This window comes from Acinetobacter sp. 1000160, assembly GCF_000588715.1.
GTDB classification, from domain to species: domain Bacteria; phylum Pseudomonadota; class Gammaproteobacteria; order Pseudomonadales; family Moraxellaceae; genus Acinetobacter; species Acinetobacter courvalinii.
Genome location: NZ_JFWP02000004.1, coordinates 527,102 through 545,261, shown reverse-complemented (window position 1 = coordinate 545,261; position 18,160 = coordinate 527,102). Strand labels below are relative to the sequence as shown.

General features: G+C 43.0%; 17 protein-coding genes. 13 read left to right on the top strand and 4 right to left on the bottom strand.

Annotated elements, in window-relative coordinates; translation table 11 throughout:
* Positions 1 to 486 precede the first annotated feature (486 nt).
* Genes J699_RS07225 through J699_RS07235 form a run of 3 tightly spaced genes read left to right on the top strand, consistent with a single transcriptional unit; the run spans position 487 to position 2,678 of the window.
* On the top strand, positions 487 to 960 hold the full coding sequence (locus J699_RS07225; protein ID WP_032868727.1) for a YfiR family protein: 474 nt from the start codon (positions 487 to 489) through the stop codon (positions 958 to 960).
* Between the two features lie 6 nt (positions 961 to 966).
* Entirely contained in the window at positions 967 to 2,190 is a 1,224-nt protein-coding gene (locus tag J699_RS07230) for a diguanylate cyclase domain-containing protein (RefSeq protein WP_032868764.1), read from the top strand.
* 8 nt (positions 2,191 to 2,198) lie between these two features.
* A complete protein-coding gene (locus J699_RS07235; protein ID WP_032868726.1) occupies positions 2,199 to 2,678 on the top strand; it encodes an OmpA family protein in 480 nt (159 codons plus the stop codon).
* 48 nt (positions 2,679 to 2,726) lie between these two features.
* Here J699_RS07235 and J699_RS07240 read toward each other — a convergent pair whose 3' ends face one another.
* Positions 2,727 to 3,737: a metallophosphoesterase gene (locus J699_RS07240; RefSeq protein ID WP_032868725.1), complete on the bottom strand. Its 1,011-nt coding sequence runs from the start codon at positions 3,735 to 3,737 to the stop codon at positions 2,727 to 2,729.
* A 169-nt stretch (positions 3,738 to 3,906) separates the two neighbouring features.
* Here J699_RS07240 and J699_RS07245 point away from each other — a divergent pair, with 169 nt between their 5' ends.
* Entirely contained in the window at positions 3,907 to 5,469 is a 1,563-nt protein-coding gene (locus tag J699_RS07245; protein ID WP_228133444.1) for a phospholipase D family protein, read from the top strand.
* Here J699_RS07245 and J699_RS07250 read toward each other — a convergent pair.
* Entirely contained in the window at positions 5,462 to 6,292 is an 831-nt protein-coding gene (locus J699_RS07250; protein ID WP_032868723.1) for a lysophospholipid acyltransferase family protein, read from the bottom strand. The two genes, J699_RS07245 and J699_RS07250, sit on opposite strands and share 8 nt — an antisense overlap.
* Before the next feature lie 190 nt (positions 6,293 to 6,482).
* Between J699_RS07250 and J699_RS19640 the strand changes: the two genes are divergently transcribed.
* From J699_RS19640 to J699_RS07275, 6 genes are all read left to right on the top strand, one after another.
* On the top strand, positions 6,483 to 6,623 hold the full coding sequence (locus J699_RS19640; protein WP_165569303.1) for a hypothetical protein: 141 nt from the start codon (positions 6,483 to 6,485) through the stop codon (positions 6,621 to 6,623).
* Between the two features lie 74 nt (positions 6,624 to 6,697).
* Positions 6,698 to 8,041: a ribosome rescue GTPase HflX gene (gene hflX / locus J699_RS07255; RefSeq protein ID WP_032868722.1), complete on the top strand. Its 1,344-nt coding sequence runs from the start codon at positions 6,698 to 6,700 to the stop codon at positions 8,039 to 8,041.
* Positions 8,042 to 8,084: 43 nt separating this feature from the next.
* A complete protein-coding gene (locus tag J699_RS07260; RefSeq protein ID WP_032868721.1) occupies positions 8,085 to 8,447 on the top strand; it encodes a hypothetical protein in 363 nt (120 codons plus the stop codon).
* Between the two features lie 11 nt (positions 8,448 to 8,458).
* On the top strand, positions 8,459 to 9,127 hold the full coding sequence (locus J699_RS07265; RefSeq protein WP_032868720.1) for an LrgB family protein: 669 nt from the start codon (positions 8,459 to 8,461) through the stop codon (positions 9,125 to 9,127).
* A gap of 87 nt (positions 9,128 to 9,214) precedes the next feature.
* Complete coding sequence (locus J699_RS07270) at positions 9,215 to 9,658, top strand: DUF2147 domain-containing protein (RefSeq protein ID WP_005227299.1); 444 nt, start codon at positions 9,215 to 9,217, stop codon at positions 9,656 to 9,658.
* 207 nt (positions 9,659 to 9,865) lie between these two features.
* Entirely contained in the window at positions 9,866 to 10,309 is a 444-nt protein-coding gene (locus J699_RS07275; protein WP_276553321.1) for a DUF2147 domain-containing protein, read from the top strand.
* A gap of 248 nt (positions 10,310 to 10,557) precedes the next feature.
* Here J699_RS07275 and J699_RS07280 read toward each other — a convergent pair whose 3' ends face one another.
* Entirely contained in the window at positions 10,558 to 12,741 is a 2,184-nt protein-coding gene (locus J699_RS07280; RefSeq protein ID WP_032868718.1) for a carboxy terminal-processing peptidase, read from the bottom strand.
* 237 nt (positions 12,742 to 12,978) lie between these two features.
* On the opposite strand from J699_RS07280, the gene nagZ reads away from it, so the two are divergent.
* Both nagZ and J699_RS07290 read left to right on the top strand, forming a co-directional pair.
* A complete protein-coding gene (nagZ, locus tag J699_RS07285) occupies positions 12,979 to 14,001 on the top strand; it encodes a beta-N-acetylhexosaminidase (RefSeq protein WP_032868717.1) in 1,023 nt (340 codons plus the stop codon).
* A gap of 313 nt (positions 14,002 to 14,314) precedes the next feature.
* Positions 14,315 to 15,157, top strand: a complete 843-nt coding sequence (locus J699_RS07290) for a class I SAM-dependent methyltransferase (RefSeq protein WP_032868716.1) — start codon at positions 14,315 to 14,317, stop codon at positions 15,155 to 15,157.
* A gap of 54 nt (positions 15,158 to 15,211) precedes the next feature.
* Here the strand turns inward: J699_RS07290 and J699_RS07295 are convergent, their stop codons facing one another.
* Positions 15,212 to 16,525 carry an alpha/beta fold hydrolase gene (locus tag J699_RS07295; protein WP_032868715.1) on the bottom strand — a complete coding sequence of 438 codons (1,314 nt, stop codon included), beginning with the start codon at positions 16,523 to 16,525 and terminating at the stop codon, positions 15,212 to 15,214.
* Between the two features lie 354 nt (positions 16,526 to 16,879).
* On the opposite strand from J699_RS07295, the gene J699_RS07300 reads away from it, so the two are divergent.
* Entirely contained in the window at positions 16,880 to 18,145 is a 1,266-nt protein-coding gene (locus J699_RS07300) for a glutamate-5-semialdehyde dehydrogenase (RefSeq protein ID WP_005227310.1), read from the top strand.
* The last annotated feature ends 15 nt before the right edge of the window (positions 18,146 to 18,160 follow it).

The following is an 18,160-nucleotide window of genomic DNA, read 5'->3' as shown; positions in this document are numbered from 1 at the left end:
ATTTAAACCAATTAATCAATGAAATATTTTCGATCGATCAACCAGTAAAAATCCACACAAGTTGTTCTTCTATTCTCTTAATGATCTTCTCAATGATTCGTCATCATCAAGCTAGGTCGGCTATATTACTCTCAATTTCTTAAAAGTCAACAGGTAATTTAGATATTTAGCAAACTTATCAACTAACTCAAGAATCTAACCACTTTAGCCAAATCCTTGTTTCTCAACAAGTTTTTATCCGCATCACCGCCGATGGATGTGCATTCTACAGTATTCCCTAACCAATGCAACACCCTTTTTTAATTTTATTTGATTTATTTGATCGAACGCATACTTTTTGAACTGAATAGTTACTTTTATTGGCTTTTCTGAGTAATTAAGAACTTTTTTTAAACAATTAAGTCCAGTAGAATATGTCTCTTGCTTCACACTTTTTGGCACTTCTGATTGAAAATACGGTTTTTAAATATCAAAGCTCGATCTATCTTGCTTGCAGCTTCGGTAGCTGTGAGCCCGCTTTGCTATGCCATTTCGACGCATAACTTCTATGAGTTAGCATTATCAATATTAAGTTATAGTAAATGGTCGAATACCACCCGCCCTTCTATTTGTGTGATTGACAATACGGAAGCAGCCAATCAGTTTCAGTCAAATATCCGTCAGCTTGCTTACGATTATCAAGTGCAGGCTGTGAGTGCCAGAGATTTTGCTAAAACAGAATGTCATGTGGCTTATTTCACCACGACCTCGCCACAACAACAGCAAAACCTGATTCAGGCTTACCCATCTCGCTCATTACTTTCTTTAAGCACCAATAATCCGGCGTGTGAAGTCGGCAGTATTTTCTGCTTATATAATAAGAAAACCTATTCGACCTTTAAGGTGAATCTGGAAGCATTGAGTTATTCCAAAGTTCATATCGATCCAAGAGTCTTGCTCTTGGCGAAGAATGCGGAGTAAGTGCAGATGATTTCCAATCTATATCAGTCCACTTCCTTACATGCATTATTCCGTAAATCGCAGTTTGCGATTTTTGCGATTACCTTTGTGATTTGTTCTTTTACCTTTGCCACAATTTCCATGTTTACCATGGAAACTTATGCCAAACAGAACTTGCAGCTTTTGAGCCAGACCGTGCTTGAACGGATCCAGCCAGCCGTAGTGTTTCGGGATAAAGGCGCGATTGACCAGATTCTGGATGATTATACGCGTGAACATGCCATTCGAACGATTCATGTGTATGATCCTCAACATCAGCTTCTTGCCGAAAGTACCAAAAAAATAGCCCATACTTCCATGATGCAGGACCTGATGGATCGCTGGTTTTTACATGATCCCGTCAAGTTAATGATTGTGCACCACAAGAAAAAAGTAGGGGAATTGGTGTTATATGGAAGTTCAGAAAATATTTTACATTTTCTGAAAACCATTATTATCGGTCTGGCAATTTCAATGTTCTTTATTGTGATTGCCTTATTATGGTCAGTGAATATCACCTATCGCCAAATCATGCAGTCGATTAAGCCGCTGACCCATATCGCCCAGCTGGTCAGTGACCAGAAAGCCTATAATCTGCGCTTTCCCAACAACCATATTAAAGAGTTCCAGAATTTAAATGCGGTATTTAATGAACTGCTAGAAGAAATTCAGATTTGGCATACGCATCTGCAAAAAGAAAATCGTCAACTTTCATTTCAGGCTCATCATGATCAGCTGACCAGCCTGCCAAACCGTCATTATTTCTATCAAGAGCTGTTTAATATTTTTGAGAATCCGCAATACCGTCACAATTCAGCTTTACTCTTTATTGATAATAATAATTTCAAGATGATTAATGATCAGTATGGACATCTGGCTGGGGATGCGGTGCTAAAAGAAATGGGCGACCGTTTAAAACTTTCTGTCCGCCATGAGGATTTTATTGCCCGTTTGGGTGGGGATGAGTTTGCTATTATCCTGCATTCTATCCCTCATGCGGATCATTTACAGACCATTGCTGAAGGTCTACTGGCCAGTTGCAAGGAGCCTTTAGATTTCAATGGTGAAATTATTCATTTTGGTTTTAGCTTAGGAATTGCCTTTTCTCAGTTTGCAGAGAATCCGGAGGATTTGATTATGCAAGCGGATCAAGCCATGTATAAAGCTAAAAGTTTAAATCCACATTGGTTTCTTTATAAACCAGAAATTTAGGACATGTTATGCGCGCACACACCATTAAAATTTCATTTATTGCGTTACTCTGCCTAACATTGGCTGGATGTTTAAGTTTTGGCCCGTTGAAATATCGTCAGGTCAAGATGTTAAAAAAAGAGGGGTTCGTATTAACGGATGAAGGCTGGAGTCTCGGCTTACCAGAACGTTTGTTATTTGATTTCAATAAGGTCAATATTAAGCCGGAGCATCAGCAAGAGATTGTACGTCTTGCAACGCAGCTGAATAAATATGACCTACAAAAATTAAAAATTGTCGGCCATACCGATAATATCGGCAATCCTGAATATAACCAGAAACTTTCAGAAGAACGTGCTCAAAGCGTTTCTTCTATTTTCATCGAACAGGGTTTTAAACCCAATAATTTAACGGTACTCGGCCGTGGCTCGAATCAACCGTTTGTACCGAATACTTCGGATGAAAACCGTGCCAGCAACCGCCGCGTGAATGTAATTATTATTCCTTAACGCATTGCAATCAAAAAAAAGCCGACTCAATTCAGTCGGCTTTTTTATTTAAATCAATTCGATAATATCCACTGTTGGGGGCACTCTAAACCGAAACGGTACACCCACCATACCAGTTCCCACCGTCACAAATACATCCGCATGTTCATGTGTATAAAAACCTTTTTTATGTCCCAGAATCGACACCCGCTTCATAATATAGTTGGTAATCCAAGGCAGTTCGATCTGCCCGCCATGGGTATGGCCCGATAACATCAGGGGACGCGTCGGTAATTCAGGCACCATATCCACGGTATCCGGATTATGCGACAAAATCAGCCAAGGCTTGTCTTGCGGCAACTCAGGCATAAAGCGCATATTCGCCTTACCTGCCCACAAATCACCAATCCCGATGAGACGGAATTCGTCAAAATCGACAATTTTGCCTTCAATATCCATCACATTATTCTGTTCTAGCGCTTTACTCAACAGGGCCTGAATGGGTGGGCCAGGATATTGTTCGTCATGATTACCGGGTACAGAATAGACCGGCGCCTGTATTTGCTTGAGCACTTCCAGTTCTTGCACCAAACGGTTTTCCGGCTCATAGGTCCAGTCCCCTGCCACCACCACCAGATCAGGTTGCTCCTGATTCAGCTTCTTCACAATGATTTTTAACTGGCGTTCGTGTCCAGAAAAGAGACCGACATGCATATCGGCCACCAATGCGACCTTGACCGGACGAGTAAACTCACGCTTTGGATTGAGACGGTATTGATGACGTTTGATATGAATCTGATGCGGTTCAATGAAGCGTGCATAAATCAGCACACTGCTTAACAAGAAGATAAATCCCGCCTGATGCAGGCTGTAATAGCCCACCCAGCCGGCATACAGACTAAAGCACCACAGCGGGACCAATAAATACGAAAGATAAAACGCCAGCAAATGTACAAAGGCTTTAAAAGGATGAATGGTTTCTGTACGTGCCTGATGGACCCAGGCCTGAATCAATGCCCATAATGCCAGAACAGCAAAAATAAGATAAAAACCAACAATAACAGTATCTGAATCCGACATTACAGCCCTCATTAACTTCACTTTAGGGACATACGTCTCATCTTATATTTATCTTTTTCGATGAAATGGTATACTCGAGCCCAACTTTTAATCAGTAACGATTATGACGCAATTTTCTCATTTAAATGGCAAACATACAAAGATAAGTACAACCGCTTACAATAAAAATATGCTTGCGATTTATTGCGCCATTGCGTTGACTGTGACGGGGTGTAGTACGCTCCCCAAGCATAAGCTGGAACCGGTAATCCAGACCGTTGCCCAGATCGATACCACCCAAACTTCTTTGGCTCAGGTGATCCGTCCTTTACAAGAACAACATCCCGACCTGACTGGCTATCACGTGTTATATGAACCGCTAGAAGCACTGGCAACGCGTCTTCGTTTGATTGATAAAGCCGAAAAAACACTGGATTTACAATATTATATCTGGGATAACGACAAAGTTGGGGCTTTGGCACTACACGCTTTAATTCGTGCCGCTGATCGTGGGGTAAAAGTCAGATTACTGATTGATGATAATAATGCCAAACATACGGAAGGTATTTTTCTGGCGCTGGCCCAGCATCCCAATATAGAAATTAAATTATTTAATCCGTACCGGTTCCGCAAATACCGTGCACTGGATATGGTACTGGATCTGAAACGCATTAACCGCCGGATGCATAACAAAAGTTTTATTGCCGATCACCAGGTGGCCTTGATTGGCGGTCGCAACATGACCAACCAGTATTATAATGTCAGTGATAATTACCAGTTTTCCGATGTGGACGTGATGCTGTTCGGCACAGCCGTCAATGATATTTCCAAATCGTTTGATGATTACTGGAATCACGAATATGCCTACGATGTCAGGGAAATTGTCAATCCAAAATCGCATCGACTGAGCTATGAAAGTTTAAAGCAGCAACTGGATGAGCACTATAAACGGATTACGGTACAGAATTATGTCGACCTGCCCAGCCGTTCTCAAGCCATTGATTCACTCATGAATCGGGATATTTCTCTGGAATGGGTCAAGGCCGAGGTGGTGAAGGACTCCCCGGATAAAATTAAATCCAAAGCCAAAAAAGAAGAGCACTTGAATTTCCAGCTGATCAATCATCTGGAACAGCCTGAAAAAAATATTGATCTGATCTCGGCTTATTTTGTTCCGGAAAAGAAAGGCGCAAAAATTTTAAGTGAACTGGCGCAAGATGGAGTCAAGGTCAGAGTACTCACCAACTCCTTTAAAGCCAATGACGTGGCGGTGGTTCATGCCTTTTATGGGAAATATCGTCAGGAACTGCTGGAAAATGGGGTGCAGCTGTATGAGTTCCTCCCCGCATTGGATAAAAATGATTTAGATAAACATACCGAAGAGTTAGCGAAAAAAGCCAAGGTCAATCTTAAGGGACTGAGTCGTTCCAGCCTGCATGCCAAATTGATGGCGCTGGATGAGAAACAGGTATTTATTGGTTCCTTTAATTTTGACCCCCGTTCTGCCTATTTAAATACTGAAATCGGGGTATTACTGAATAGCCTACCCTTAGCACAAGCCGTGCATGCCACCATGGATCAAAACCTGAAAACCTATGCCTATCGGTTAGTATTGGATGCCAATAAGAAAATTACCTGGCAGAGAGAAACACCTAGAGGTCCTTTGATTTATACCAAAGAACCCAAGATGAAATGGTGGCAAAAAGCTGGCGTAAAAATCATTTCATGGTTGCCAATCGAAGGCTTTATGTAGTCTCAGCCGTTTCTGGCAAGACCGTCAACACCTTCTGCTGTAATTTGGCCAGACCGGCGCGCATCTGGCGGTCAACTTCTTTGGTCAGGCTATCTACAGTATGCCCTTCGACTGAAATCGCAGGTAAAGTCATCAGATGTGCGGTAACTTTCGGCATTTCCAAGACATGCTGCACATGTTCTGCAAAGGTCATTTCACCAATAAACGGCGCCACCAGATCGAGTTCTCCGTTCTGGTTGACATAGCAAATCACACAGACCTGTACCGGACGTTGTGCCTCAATGGCCGCACCCAATAAACGTCCATGCACCTTTTTGACTTTACGCCCATCTGTTGTGGTCGCTTCCGGGAAGAACAGAACCGGAATATCCTGTTTTAAGAATTCTGTAATCTGTTCACGGATACGGATCGAATCACCTGATCCACGTTTGATAAATAAAGTCCCGCCGCCTTTTGCCAGTTTTCCCAGAATCGGCCATCTTTCAACTTCAGCTTTGGCCAAGAAGAAAATTCGTGCACCCGACCCCAGCACCGCAACGTCCAGCCATGAAATATGATTGCTGACCCAAAGCGCAGGTTCACGCGGAATGGTCCCGTGGACTTCGACTTCGATATTGAACACTTCGCATAAACGGCGACAGAAGTACTGTACGTATCGGGTATTGACTGGATTATTGGGATCTTTATATAGACCATGACGGTAAATCAGATAAAAGCCTTCACCTATTGTTTCCAGGCCTGAGGCTAATTTTTTACTATACAAACTCAATTTAGAGATTAAATTTAATGGGGTTTTATTTACCGCTGTTACTTCTTGAGTCATAAATCATTAAAACCGTACGCATAGATGCACATGTGCATTGAATTCATCCAGTTATATCATGCCGATATCGACTTATAGAAGTTATCTGCATCATAAAAAACGAATGCGAACATAATTTTTTTCAATTTTAAAAGGTTTATCAGATCAATTAATATAAATAAATCGAATTTACTGATTAAAAGGTGATGTGATGAATCTACAAAGCACAACATCAGCAAACCAAACCCCAGTTCCTTATGGCTATGCACTGAGAATGTTTCTCGGCTGGTCAATTCTATATATGGGCACACTGGTCGGTTTCATTGAGCTTTTACGTCGTAATGTCATATAAATCGTGTAAGGCTTTGCCCTTTGCTTGAAGTTTATTCTAGAATAAGACTTTAAGAATAAGGATTACATAGTCGCGTGGAAAATTTTGAGCAGCGTCAAAGCGGTGAACGGGCAATTTTAGTCAGTGTGTCTGTTCAGCTCCTCGATGATCTTGATGCTGAAGAGTTTCGATTGCTTGCTCAATCCGCTGGCGCTGAAATCCTTGAACATCTTTCTGTGCAGCGTAATAAACCTGACCCGAAATTTTTCATTGGTTCAGGTAAAGTCGATGAAATCGCAGAACTGGTGCAAAGTCTCGAAGCTGAACTGGTTATTTTTGACCATTCCCTGTCACCCGCCCAGGAACGTAACCTGGAACGGATCTTGAAATGTCGTGTGATTGACCGCACGGGGTTAATTCTGGATATTTTCGCCTTACGCGCGCGGACCCATGAAGGTAAATTACAGGTCGAACTGGCCCAACTCAAACATTTATCCACTCGCCTGATTCGTGGTTTTACCGGTAATCTGGAACAGCAAAAAGGCGGGATCGGCCTGCGTGGACCCGGTGAATCACAACTTGAAACCGACCGTCGTTTAATTCGGGTGCGGATTACCCAGCTCAAGGATAAACTGGTCAAAGTACAACAACCCCGCCTGCAAGGTCGTGCTGCAAGACAAAAAGCCGCGATCCCGACCATTTCACTGGTGGGTTATACCAATGCGGGCAAATCAACCTTATTTAATCTTCTGGCAAAAAGTGATGTCTATGCCGCAGATCAACTGTTTGCCACGCTGGATCCAACCTTACGCCGTTTAGACTGGGATGGTATTGGCACGGTAGTACTGGCAGATACCGTCGGCTTTGTCAGAAATCTGCAGCATGATCTGGTTGAATCATTTAAAGCAACCTTGGAAGAAACCTTAGAGGCCACCTTACTCCTGCATGTGATTGATAGCAGCAGTCCGAATATGCCAGAGCAAATTGAAGCGGTTGAATCTGTTCTCAAAGAAATTGGTGCCGATGCACCCATCTTGCATGTTTACAATAAAATTGACCTGAGCGGTGATGCGCCCAAAATTATTTATAAATCAGCAGATCTGCCTGATCGTGTCTATGTTTCAGCGCATTCGGGTCAAGGCTTGGAGCTGCTTGCGCAAGCGGTACAACAATGTCTGTTGGGCCAGTTACAAGATTTTGATTTAGTGTTAAAACCTGCTTATGGGAAATTACGTACCCAGTTATATACCCTGAATGTCATTCAGTCTGAACATTATGATGATCATGGCAATTTACACCTGTCGGTCTGTATTGCACCACATAAGCTGGAACAACTCATTAAACAGGCTCATTTGCCATTAGACGAAATACTGGGGAAAAAAGCTTCCCTATTCCAGCGACCTTTGGAAGAATTTGAGATCGGCCCTCACTCATCCTAATTGCGATCAGCCATCGTTTAGATTAACGAGAGTAACAAATAAAATGAAGAATATTGATTGGACAGCTTGGTTTGGCACGATTTTATTAATTATTGGCTATCGTGAAGGAGCTGTCGCGATCACAACGGCTTTTGGTCATCCTGAACTGGGCAATCTGGTCGGGCTAATTAGTCTGTTAATCACCTTATTGATCTGGCGACGCTTTAAAAAAATCTCCAATCGTCTGATTGATACCAACAATAAAATCTTGAAAGAAAGTGCGTTTGCCTTTTTACCCATCTGTGCCGGTTCGTTAATCATGCTGGTGCATATGGGCAAGGAAATTCCTGCCTTTCTATTTATTTTAACATTCAGTACATTATTGCCATTATGGATCTATGCCAAAATGGCGAAGCGTTGGTTATAAGGAGCTGATCGATGTCTATGGTTATCTATGGCTTTATCATTACCTTGATCAGTTATCTTCTGGCCAAACCGCTGAATCAGAAATTTCCACAGATTCCCTTAATCGTTTTCGGCATGTTTATTGTCATCGCGTTCTTAGCCATTTTCGGGATTCCCTATCAGCAGTACATGGATCATGTGAATAATGTTTTTAATCACCTGCTCGGCTATGTCACCGTGGCTTTAGCGATTCCTCTGGCTGCGATGCGCTATGATGACTTACCGCTTAAATCCATGATCGGTATCTTGTGTTTCGCAAGTATCAGTGCAGTGGCTTTACCAATGGGGCTAGCGTATTTACTGCATATGTCCGAGCCGACCATTCTGGCATTTGCTACCCGTGCTGTAACCACGCCAATTGCGCTGAACATTGCAACCCTGCTACATGCCCCTTTAATGATGGTGACCCTGATTGTGATTCTATCCGGTGTGATTGGGGCTGCATTCTCACCATTCATCTTAAAACATATCCATGATGAACGTGCTTCGGGCCTGGCCCTAGGTCTGGCAGCACATGCCATTGGTACTGCACAGGCATGGCAACGTGGACCCGTTGCAGGCCGATATGCTGCATTCGGTATGGCTGTGAATGGCGTATTTACCGCAATCTGGCTGCCGACTTTTATTTTATCTTTATCTTAAAATTTGCCACAAATATCAGTTAAAGGTTGAACTGGTTGTCAAAAATCCTTCATAATGAATGCTTGAATATTAAAAGGATTTTTAATAATGGGGAAAAAATTAATCGGGGCGTTATGCTTGACTGCAATCAGCAGTTTTACTTTTGCAGAGGATATTACGGGGCTCTGGCAAAGTATTGATGACAAAACCGGAGCACCGAAGGCACTGGTGGAAATTCGTAAAGAATCGAATGGTACCTATGCTGGAAAAGTTGTAAAAATAACACCACGTACGGGCTATACACCTAAAGAAACCTGTGTAGATTGCCCTGCACCCTATACCAACAAACCGATTGTCGGTCTGGATGTGGTCACCGGCTTAAAATACAGTGATGGTTCGAATTATACCCATGGCCGGATTCTCGATCCGAATACAGGTAAAATTTACAGTATGAAAGCCAAACTCAGTGCCAACGGTAAACGTCTGCATTTACGCGGTTATTTGGGTGTTTCTGCATTAGGCCGGAATCAGATCTGGATTCGGGCAGAGTAAATATTTGTAGGGAGCATCAAACGGCCCGACGTATATTTAAATAAATTTAAAAAGCCTCTTCATTATTTTAAAATGGAGAGGCTTTTTTAATCAAAAAATTAAAAACCATTGAATTTTCAAATATTAATATACAAATGTAAAATAAAGATTGAATCGCTTATTAGATATCCTACATAATAAAAATGACTGTTAAACGGATTTTTAATAATGAGTAAAAGCTTAATCAGTATTTTATTTTTAACCATGATCAGCAGCTTTAGCTTTGCCCAAGACATCACTGGTCTCTGGCAAAGTATCGATGATAAAACAGGTGCACCAAAAGGGATCGTTGAAATTCGCCAAGAGGCCAATGGTACCTATACAGGTAAAGTTGTGAAAATTACCCCACGGACAGGTTATGTACCCAAGGAAATCTGTGTGGACTGCCCCGCGCCCTATACCAATAAACCGATTATCGGACTGGATGTGTTGACAGGCTTAAAACATAGTGAAGGTCTTAACTATACCAGTGGACGTATTCTGGACCCGAATACAGGCAAGATTTACAGCATGAAAGCCAAATTAAGCGCCAATGGCAAACGTCTGCATTTACGGGGTTATCTGGGGATTTCTGCGCTGGGTCGTAATCAAATCTGGATACGCACTGAGTAGCGCTTGTTGCTAAAACAGGTAGAAAAGATTACTCGGATCATGCAGCGGCACTGCTCTGTTATTTAAGCCCAAAGCGTCTTTATACTGAACAATGGATAAGGACGCTTATTCTATTTAAAATTTAGAACCATCAAATTACGCCAGCTTCCGATGATCTTGACATCTATACGTCCAAATTGAAATCACCATCAAGACAGCAATAAAAAGCCCTGTATCAAACAGGGCTTTTTATTTAAAACCATATCAACTTAACGATTTTGCAGCTTGGCATAATCTAAAAGGACATTTGCCGCTTCTGTAATAAAGGTTTCTTCTTCAGGCAGTGGCGGACGTAAATGTGCTTTCATCTTGGCCCGTGATTCAACCAAGGCGTCAATTGAAGCCTGATAACTTTCCCAGTTGGCATAAGGTGCCTGACCTGTTGCCGCACGACGCTGGTTTTCAGCATTCAAGGTTTGTTTTTCCAGATCAATCAGTTCAGCACGGCGCTGGTTGATATCCAGTACCACTTTCTTCTGATCAGAGGTTTTCTTGGCAATCGCTTTACGCGCTTCTAGATACTTGAACTGTGAGTCTGCTGCAACACGTTGCTGAGATGTTTCCGTTAACTTGGCAATATACGGTTGAACTGAACCTTCACGCTTAAATGGCGCGGTTGGAATAGTGTCCCACTTCAAGGCATTTTTGGCTTTACGCTCACCAAACTCCTCATTGTAGATATCCACCAGTTTGATATCCGGGATTACACCTTTATTTTGCGTACTTCCACCGGTAATACGGTAGAACTTACGCTGTGTCAGCGTTGCCTGACCATAAGCAAGTGAATCCAGTTGTACCTGAGCCGTACCTTTACCTGTAGTCGTGCTACCGATAATGATGCCACGCTCATAGTCCTGAATCGCAGCAGAATAGATTTCGCTGGCAGAAGCCGATGCCAAGTTGACCAATACCGCCATCGGGCCGGCATAAAGCTGCTCGCCGCCATCGGTATCTTCAAAGACATTGACATTACCATTGCCATCACGGATCTGAACCACTGGCCCTGACTTGATTACCTGACCCAGCATACGCGCAACTTCTTCCAAAGAACCACCCGGGTCATTACGCAAGTCCACCAGTACCCCTTCTACTTTCTGTGCTTTCAGTGATTCCAGCGCTTTAGCCGTATCTTCTGAGACTGAACGGTACTCAGTTCCCGCACGACGTGAGCGATAATCAAAGTAGAAAGAAGGAATTTCAAGTACGCCAAATAGGTGTTTTTTACCATCACGGGTGATTTCAACCGTACGCGAACGAACACCGGCATCTTCTTCCTGAATAATGTCGCGCGTTAAAGTGACATTACGCGCCTGACTCATCGGTGCCCCTGCACCTAGTAGACGCACTACCACCTTGGTGCCACGTTTACCACGAATCAAGCCCACAATTTCCGAGCTCGGCCAGCCGATCACATCCACCATTTTATCGCCGTCTTGAGCGACACCAATGATGCGGTCACCTGATTTGACCTGACCTGATTTACTTGCCGGACCACCCTCAACGATGGTCTCGATCTTGGTGTAATCTTCATTGCCGCGTTCTGGACGGATCGAAACCCCAATGCCCTCAAGTTGCAAGGTGGTTTGACGATTCAATTCCATCGCATCAATGGGCGGATAATAGTTACTATGTGGATCATAGGTCGCCATCATCGCATTCAGGGTTTTGTCGAGGACATCATCACTCTTGACCCGACCAATACGTTCTAACTGACGGGTATAGCGCTTAGTTAAAGTCTGAACTGGGGTTAAATCTTCTGGGCCAGTCAAGTCCTGACCATTGGCAAGCGATGGATCTGCCTTTAATGCTTTCTGCTTGGCCTGTTCTTCTTCTTTGCTAATGGTCAGATTGATCAGCTGTGACACCAGCATTTTCTGCCAATGTGCCTGTTGTTCAGCAGCTGTCTGGAAATAAGGCGCTTTTTCACGATCGGTTTCCAGATAGACATCTTTCTGATTCAGGTTCTGCGGCTTCTTCAATTCGGCCAACATAAACTCATAGAATTGTTTCAAACGGTCACGATATTGCGCATGAATAGCAAAAGGCCCGGTTAAGTTACCGGCTTTTAATGAGCTACCAAAAGTGGAACCATACTTATTCTTATAGTCTGCAACTTCACCGCTTAAAAATAATGAATGATCTGGATCAAGACTGTCGAGATACATATCCAGAATACGGTTTGACGTGGTTGCATCTAAACGCATATTCAAATAATGCTGGCGATCAACCAAGGTTGCGAGCTGACGTGATACGAGCGCTTGTTCTTGTGTTGGCTTGATAACGGTTGAAACCACTGGTGTTTCTGTCGCCGCAAACGCCTCATTCATGGTGTGAGAGAAAAATAAACCACCAGTCGCAATTGCAACTGCACACGCTATCATTTGAAGTTTCATAAAATTTTGGTACTTCCTTGGATATGGCAATTATTACACGCTGATACTGTCAATATGAACACATTTCATTCGATACTTTATCAACTTGCAGTACTGATTAGTCGTCATAAATAAATGACCAATAAGCACTTATCATCAATATCATGTAGTTTTATCATATTCTGTACTGACAAAATGTAGCAAATCATTGCACAATTTAGCTATCGTTTTTTTCATCAAAATTCAAACGGAATCCTTATGATCGGCGCATTGATGCTAGATATTGCTGGCACAGAACTTACCCAAGAAGATATTGAACTATTACAAGCTCCGCAAGTCGGTGGCATGATTTTATTTGCGCGCAACATTGAATCCCCTCAACAGGTCCGTGCTCTAACCGATCATATGCGTCAGGTCCGTCCAGAAATTCTGATTGCTGTCGATCAGGAAGGTGGCCGTGTACAGCGTTTAAGACAGGGCTTTACCTTGTTACCGGCCATGGGACGTTTAGGCGAGCGTTATCTCACTCATCCTGAACAGGCAGTTGAGCTGGCTGAAAAATGCGGCTGGCTCATGGCAACGGAAGTATTGGCGGTCGGTATCGATTTCAGCTTTGCACCTGTTCTGGACCTGAATGATGTCAGTGATGTGATTGGTGATCGCGGCTTTGCCAAAAATATGCAGGACATCGTTCCACTTGCCGATGCCTTTATGCGCGGTATGAAAAAAGCAGGCATGGCGACAACAGGTAAACACTTCCCAGGACATGGTTCAGTCAAAGCCGACTCACATGTTGCCGCAGCAATCGACAGCCGTTCATATCAGGAAATCTATGACAAGGATATGCAAAGCTTTATCAAGCTGATGCCACAACTGGATGCCTTGATGCCTGCGCATGTGATCTATGATCAGGTTGATCCAAATCCGGCAGGTTTCTCACCCTTCTGGTTACAACAAATCTTACGTCAACAACTTAAATTTGACGGCGTACTTTTCTCAGATGACTTGAGTATGCAGGCTGCCTGTGTCGCTGGCGGTGCAGATGCCCGTATTCAAGCCGCGTTAAATGCAGGCTGTGATATGGGACTGGTATGTAATGACCGTGCTGCCGCGTGTAGCGCATTGGAAGGCATCCAGTCACTGCCTTTACCAAACCAGCAACGCCTAGAACGTATGCGCGGTAAGATTCCAAATATCCAAATCGGTACTACCTTAACCTTAGACGATGAAAACTGGCATAACGTCAGAAAAGTCATTGAAGAATTTAAGAATTCGTTCTAACTTTATGGAGTCATTGATAAATCTTTATTGCATAAGATTTTCTCAACAATTAGATACTCGGTAAGGTCATCCGCAACCTGCGTGATAACAAAAAGATAGATGCTATGTCTACTATTTTGAAATTAATCACATGCAAGGAATGAACAGGTTTTGCGGATGACAGATGGTTTTGCCTACTTTTCCCAAAAGAAAAGTGGGTCGAGCCGAAGGCTGATAACTAAAATAAGATGAGAACACAGCATGACTCTGCTATGAAAATTACGGCATAAAAAATATCAAAGATAAATTTATGGAAAAATAGAGTCTAGGACAGATGACACAACAACTTTCAAAACACCGCCATATTTCATTTACTGCACACTACACAGGCTATATCTGGTATCAAATGGGGATCTCACATCCAGCGCTGGCAACAAAAAAAGGCAAAACACTCGCTGCCCTAGTCCATCCCATCGAAAGCTGGGCGGAAAAATATGTCGGTGGCAGCATGCGTACTACACTCAAACAACGTCACAGCATGCTGGACAGCCATTTAAAAAAACTGATTGAACAACATCCTGATCTACAAGTGCTAGAAATTGCCTGTGGCCTATCACCACGTGGCTGGTGGTTTAGACAACATTACCCTGAAATCAGCTACCGTGAACTGGACTTACCAGATATGGCGGCCACCAAACAGGCGGCATTGCAGCAAATTGAAAGTCATAGCGATGCTGTATTATCGCTAGACCTGTTTACGGAAGCCTTTGCTTCAGCATTTGAAATCTTTGATCCGAAACGCCCATTGGTGGTCATTAGTGAAGGGTTGATCAACTACTTTGAAAAACCATTGTTACAACAACTCATTCAAGCGATTGCCCACTATGGTCAAGACTTTAAAACATTGCACTATTTAACCGATATCTATCCGGAACCAACCCAAAATAAACTGGCGACGATTATCTGGAACAGCAGCCGCTTGCTGAAATGGATGTCTCGCAGTGCCTTTAGTTTTCATTTTAAAACTCCTGCTGAAGTCGAACACTTTTTTCAGGAAGCCGGTTTTCATCAGGTTGAGGTCCTACAACCGAAGCAATTTTTTGAGCACACCGCGTTAGAAAACAAAGAGCAACATTTAGGAGACCTGGTCTGGATGATTCAGGCGAGCAATCAATAACATCAGCCAAAAAGAAAGTGGCAAATTGCCACTTTTTTAATGCCACAATACGCGTTATTCAGTTGGCTTCTGGCGTTGAATAAAACGGGTCAAACGCTCTGCAATATCAAAACTGCCATGTTTAAACAAGATGCGCAGTCCTTGCTCAGTTGCATCAAAGATTAAACATTCAATTTTAAACTCGCCTTCTTCATCTGTTAAATGCAGGGCTAAGTCACGTGGATGCTGCGTGACAAAATCAAGCTGCTCTAGCTGGTGAAGTTTTAAGTACACGCCAAAGAAGGTGATATCTACAATGCTCACCGCTGCTTCAGTATTCAAATGACGATGGATCAGTTTACTTTCGGGTTGTAACACTGCGATCCGTTCTTCACCACGGCGTTCCATCTGCTGCATCTGTTCACGGTTCATCGGAATGATACCATCCAGATTGTCGATGGACTCCCCTTTTAAAAAGGTAGTAAACAGATTCATGGTTTCTTTACGGCGTTGTAATTGCGGTACATGATCTGCATTGGCAATCAGGGCAAACTGCATATCCTGACATTGCAAGGCAAAATCGGCATTTTCATGCGGCAAGGTAAAGCTGTCATATTGCCCCGCTGCAACCAAGGTCTTACATTGCGGAACCGGCACATCGCTTAAACGCAATAAACGGTTGCAGTTAATTTCATAACGCTCGCGCTCTGTGGCACTAAACTCTGCCATCTGTTTGAAGAACAGACGCTTGGCCGTTGGTGACATACGTGTCTTGTCCAGTTTGGCATGATTGACAAGATAGAGAATCACCGCCTGACCAAACTCTTGCATACGGTCTTCACGCATTAAATGCAAAGATTCTTCCAGCAGCATACGCCAGCTTTTACGGGTCTTTTGCATCACTCCCATCAACACCATGCGGTCAATCAGTTCTGGACGTTGATCGGCAAATGAAGAAGCGACCACCGACCCCAATGACATTCCCATCATCGAAACCTTATCGATTCCAACAATATCCAGCCATTGACCGAGCATTTTTGATAAATCAGGCAGTTCCAGAATTCCAGCAGATTCACCAGTATCAACATTACGAATCTGCTGGTTCGCGCCCATTGAAGGTAAATCGATTAAAATCACAGGACCACTCTCAAAGAGTTGCTCAACACAATACTTATAAGAGTTAAAATTTTGAAATGCGCCCCCGACAATTACAATTGGCGTGTTATAGATCGTTTTAGGATCTGCAATGGCCATATATTCAATTTTCCAGCCATCAATCCACGTGGTACGTGCTGGCTGCTTAAAACTGTTTTTATTGTAAATGTCGAAAAAACCAAAGCCTGTGTAGGTATGATTTATATCCGAGTCCATTTGGATAATGGAATTCATGTCCTTCCTCCATCCTTGTTTATTTTTCTGTTGCAAGCATCTCATTTTCAGCGATTTGCTCTTGCAAGTTAACAAATTTATAAAATTTGTATTACATTTATCCTATACTTTTTCATTCTATACGTATGCACGTTTTATACGCAATCATTTCCTTAACCACTCATCTTGTTTAAATGAATAATCTTTTGCAAAATATGTAGTCTTGGCTTTAGATTCAATATCTTCATCGCACTAAAATAAAAAATTTTGCGCCAATTAACGTTTTATAATTTGTTGAATTGTCAGTTTCGCCTATTCATTGTTCAGCATTTGACTGTTACTATCTATATAAATACATGCAAATATCAAACTGCTATGCAAGACTCTATTCAAAATTATATGCAACAGGTCGGTGCCCAGGCACGTCAGGCATCTCGTATGTTAACCAGTGCCTCAACGCATTTGAAAAATCATGCCTTGTCTGCGATCTATACCGCTTTGGAAAATAATCAGGCCCAGATTTTAGCGGCCAATCAAATTGATATGGATAATGGTCGCCAGCGTCAACTGGACAGCGCCCTGCTGGATCGTCTAGAGCTTACCCCAGCACGCTTTAAAGGCATGCTGCAAGGTTTAAAAGATGTCATTGGTCTGGTGGACCCGATTGGGGAAATTACGGACCTGGCTTATCGTCCATCGGGTATCCAGTTGGGTAAAATGCGTGTACCTTTAGGCGTGATCGGAATGATTTACGAATCAAGACCGAATGTAACCCTTGAAGCAGCATCATTGGCTTTGAAATCTGGCAACGCGATTATTTTACGTGGCGGTTCGGAAGCACTTGAGTCTAACAAGGCCATTGCCACTGCGATCCAGCATGGTTTACAGGTTTCAGGCTTACCTGAGCATGCGGTGCAGGTGATTGATACTCCGGATCGTGCCGCGGTTGGCCATCTGATTACCATGACCGAGTTTGTCGATGTGATCGTGCCGCGTGGTGGTAAAAGCCTGATTGAACGTATTAGCAATGAAGCACGTATTCCTGTGATTAAACATTTAGATGGCAACTGCCATGTATTTGTAGAAGCCCAGGCCGACCTGCAAAAAGCCTTACCGATTGCCCTGAATGCCAAAACCCATCGCTATGGCGTGTGTAATGCCATGGAAACCTTACTGGTTGATGAAGCGATTGCAGAAGAATTCCTCCCTCTAATTGCTGAGCTGTATGCTGAAAAGCAGGTTGAACTACGCGGCTGTGCGGAAACCCAACGTATCCTAGGCGTATCTGTAAAAACAGCCACAGAGGAAGATTGGTATACTGAATATCTCGGACCAATTCTTGCAGTCAAAGTGGTGACTGGTATGGATGAAGCGATTGAGCATATCAATAAGTATGGTTCGCACCATACCGATGCCATCATCACCGAAAACTTTAGTCTAGCCCGTGAGTTCTTGGCACGTGTTGATTCAAGCTCAGTCATGATCAATGCGTCTACACGCTTTGCCGATGGTTTTGAATATGGTTTAGGTGCAGAAATCGGGATTTCAACCGATAAAATCCATGCCCGTGGCCCAGTTGGCCTAGAAGGTTTAACCTCTCAAAAATGGATTGTGTTTGGCGACGGTCAAATCCGCCAATAATAGAAACACCTATTG

What these genes read in the sequence shown, in the direction of transcription:
- J699_RS07290 (WP_032868716.1), top strand. Translation starts at nt 14,315, where the DNA reads ATGACACAACAACTTTCAAAACACCGCCATATTTCATTTACTGCACAC.
- J699_RS07295 (WP_032868715.1), bottom strand. Translation starts at nt 16,525, where the DNA reads ATGAATTCCATTATCCAAATGGACTCGGATATAAATCATACCTACACA.
- J699_RS07265 (WP_032868720.1), top strand. Translation starts at nt 8,459, where the DNA reads ATGTCTATGGTTATCTATGGCTTTATCATTACCTTGATCAGTTATCTT.
- J699_RS07240 (WP_032868725.1), bottom strand. Translation starts at nt 3,737, where the DNA reads ATGTCGGATTCAGATACTGTTATTGTTGGTTTTTATCTTATTTTTGCT.
- J699_RS07250 (WP_032868723.1), bottom strand. Translation starts at nt 6,292, where the DNA reads ATGACTCAAGAAGTAACAGCGGTAAATAAAACCCCATTAAATTTAATC.
- J699_RS07235 (WP_032868726.1), top strand. Translation starts at nt 2,199, where the DNA reads ATGCGCGCACACACCATTAAAATTTCATTTATTGCGTTACTCTGCCTA.
- J699_RS07270 (WP_005227299.1), top strand. Translation starts at nt 9,215, where the DNA reads ATGGGGAAAAAATTAATCGGGGCGTTATGCTTGACTGCAATCAGCAGT.
- J699_RS07300 (WP_005227310.1), top strand. Translation starts at nt 16,880, where the DNA reads ATGCAAGACTCTATTCAAAATTATATGCAACAGGTCGGTGCCCAGGCA.
- J699_RS07245 (WP_228133444.1), top strand. Translation starts at nt 3,907, where the DNA reads ATGCTTGCGATTTATTGCGCCATTGCGTTGACTGTGACGGGGTGTAGT.
- J699_RS07260 (WP_032868721.1), top strand. Translation starts at nt 8,085, where the DNA reads ATGAAGAATATTGATTGGACAGCTTGGTTTGGCACGATTTTATTAATT.
- J699_RS19640 (WP_165569303.1), top strand. Translation starts at nt 6,483, where the DNA reads ATGAATCTACAAAGCACAACATCAGCAAACCAAACCCCAGTTCCTTAT.
- nagZ (WP_032868717.1), top strand. Translation starts at nt 12,979, where the DNA reads ATGATCGGCGCATTGATGCTAGATATTGCTGGCACAGAACTTACCCAA.
- J699_RS07275 (WP_276553321.1), top strand. Translation starts at nt 9,866, where the DNA reads ATGAGTAAAAGCTTAATCAGTATTTTATTTTTAACCATGATCAGCAGC.
- J699_RS07280 (WP_032868718.1), bottom strand. Translation starts at nt 12,741, where the DNA reads ATGAAACTTCAAATGATAGCGTGTGCAGTTGCAATTGCGACTGGTGGT.
- J699_RS07230 (WP_032868764.1), top strand. Translation starts at nt 967, where the DNA reads ATGATTTCCAATCTATATCAGTCCACTTCCTTACATGCATTATTCCGT.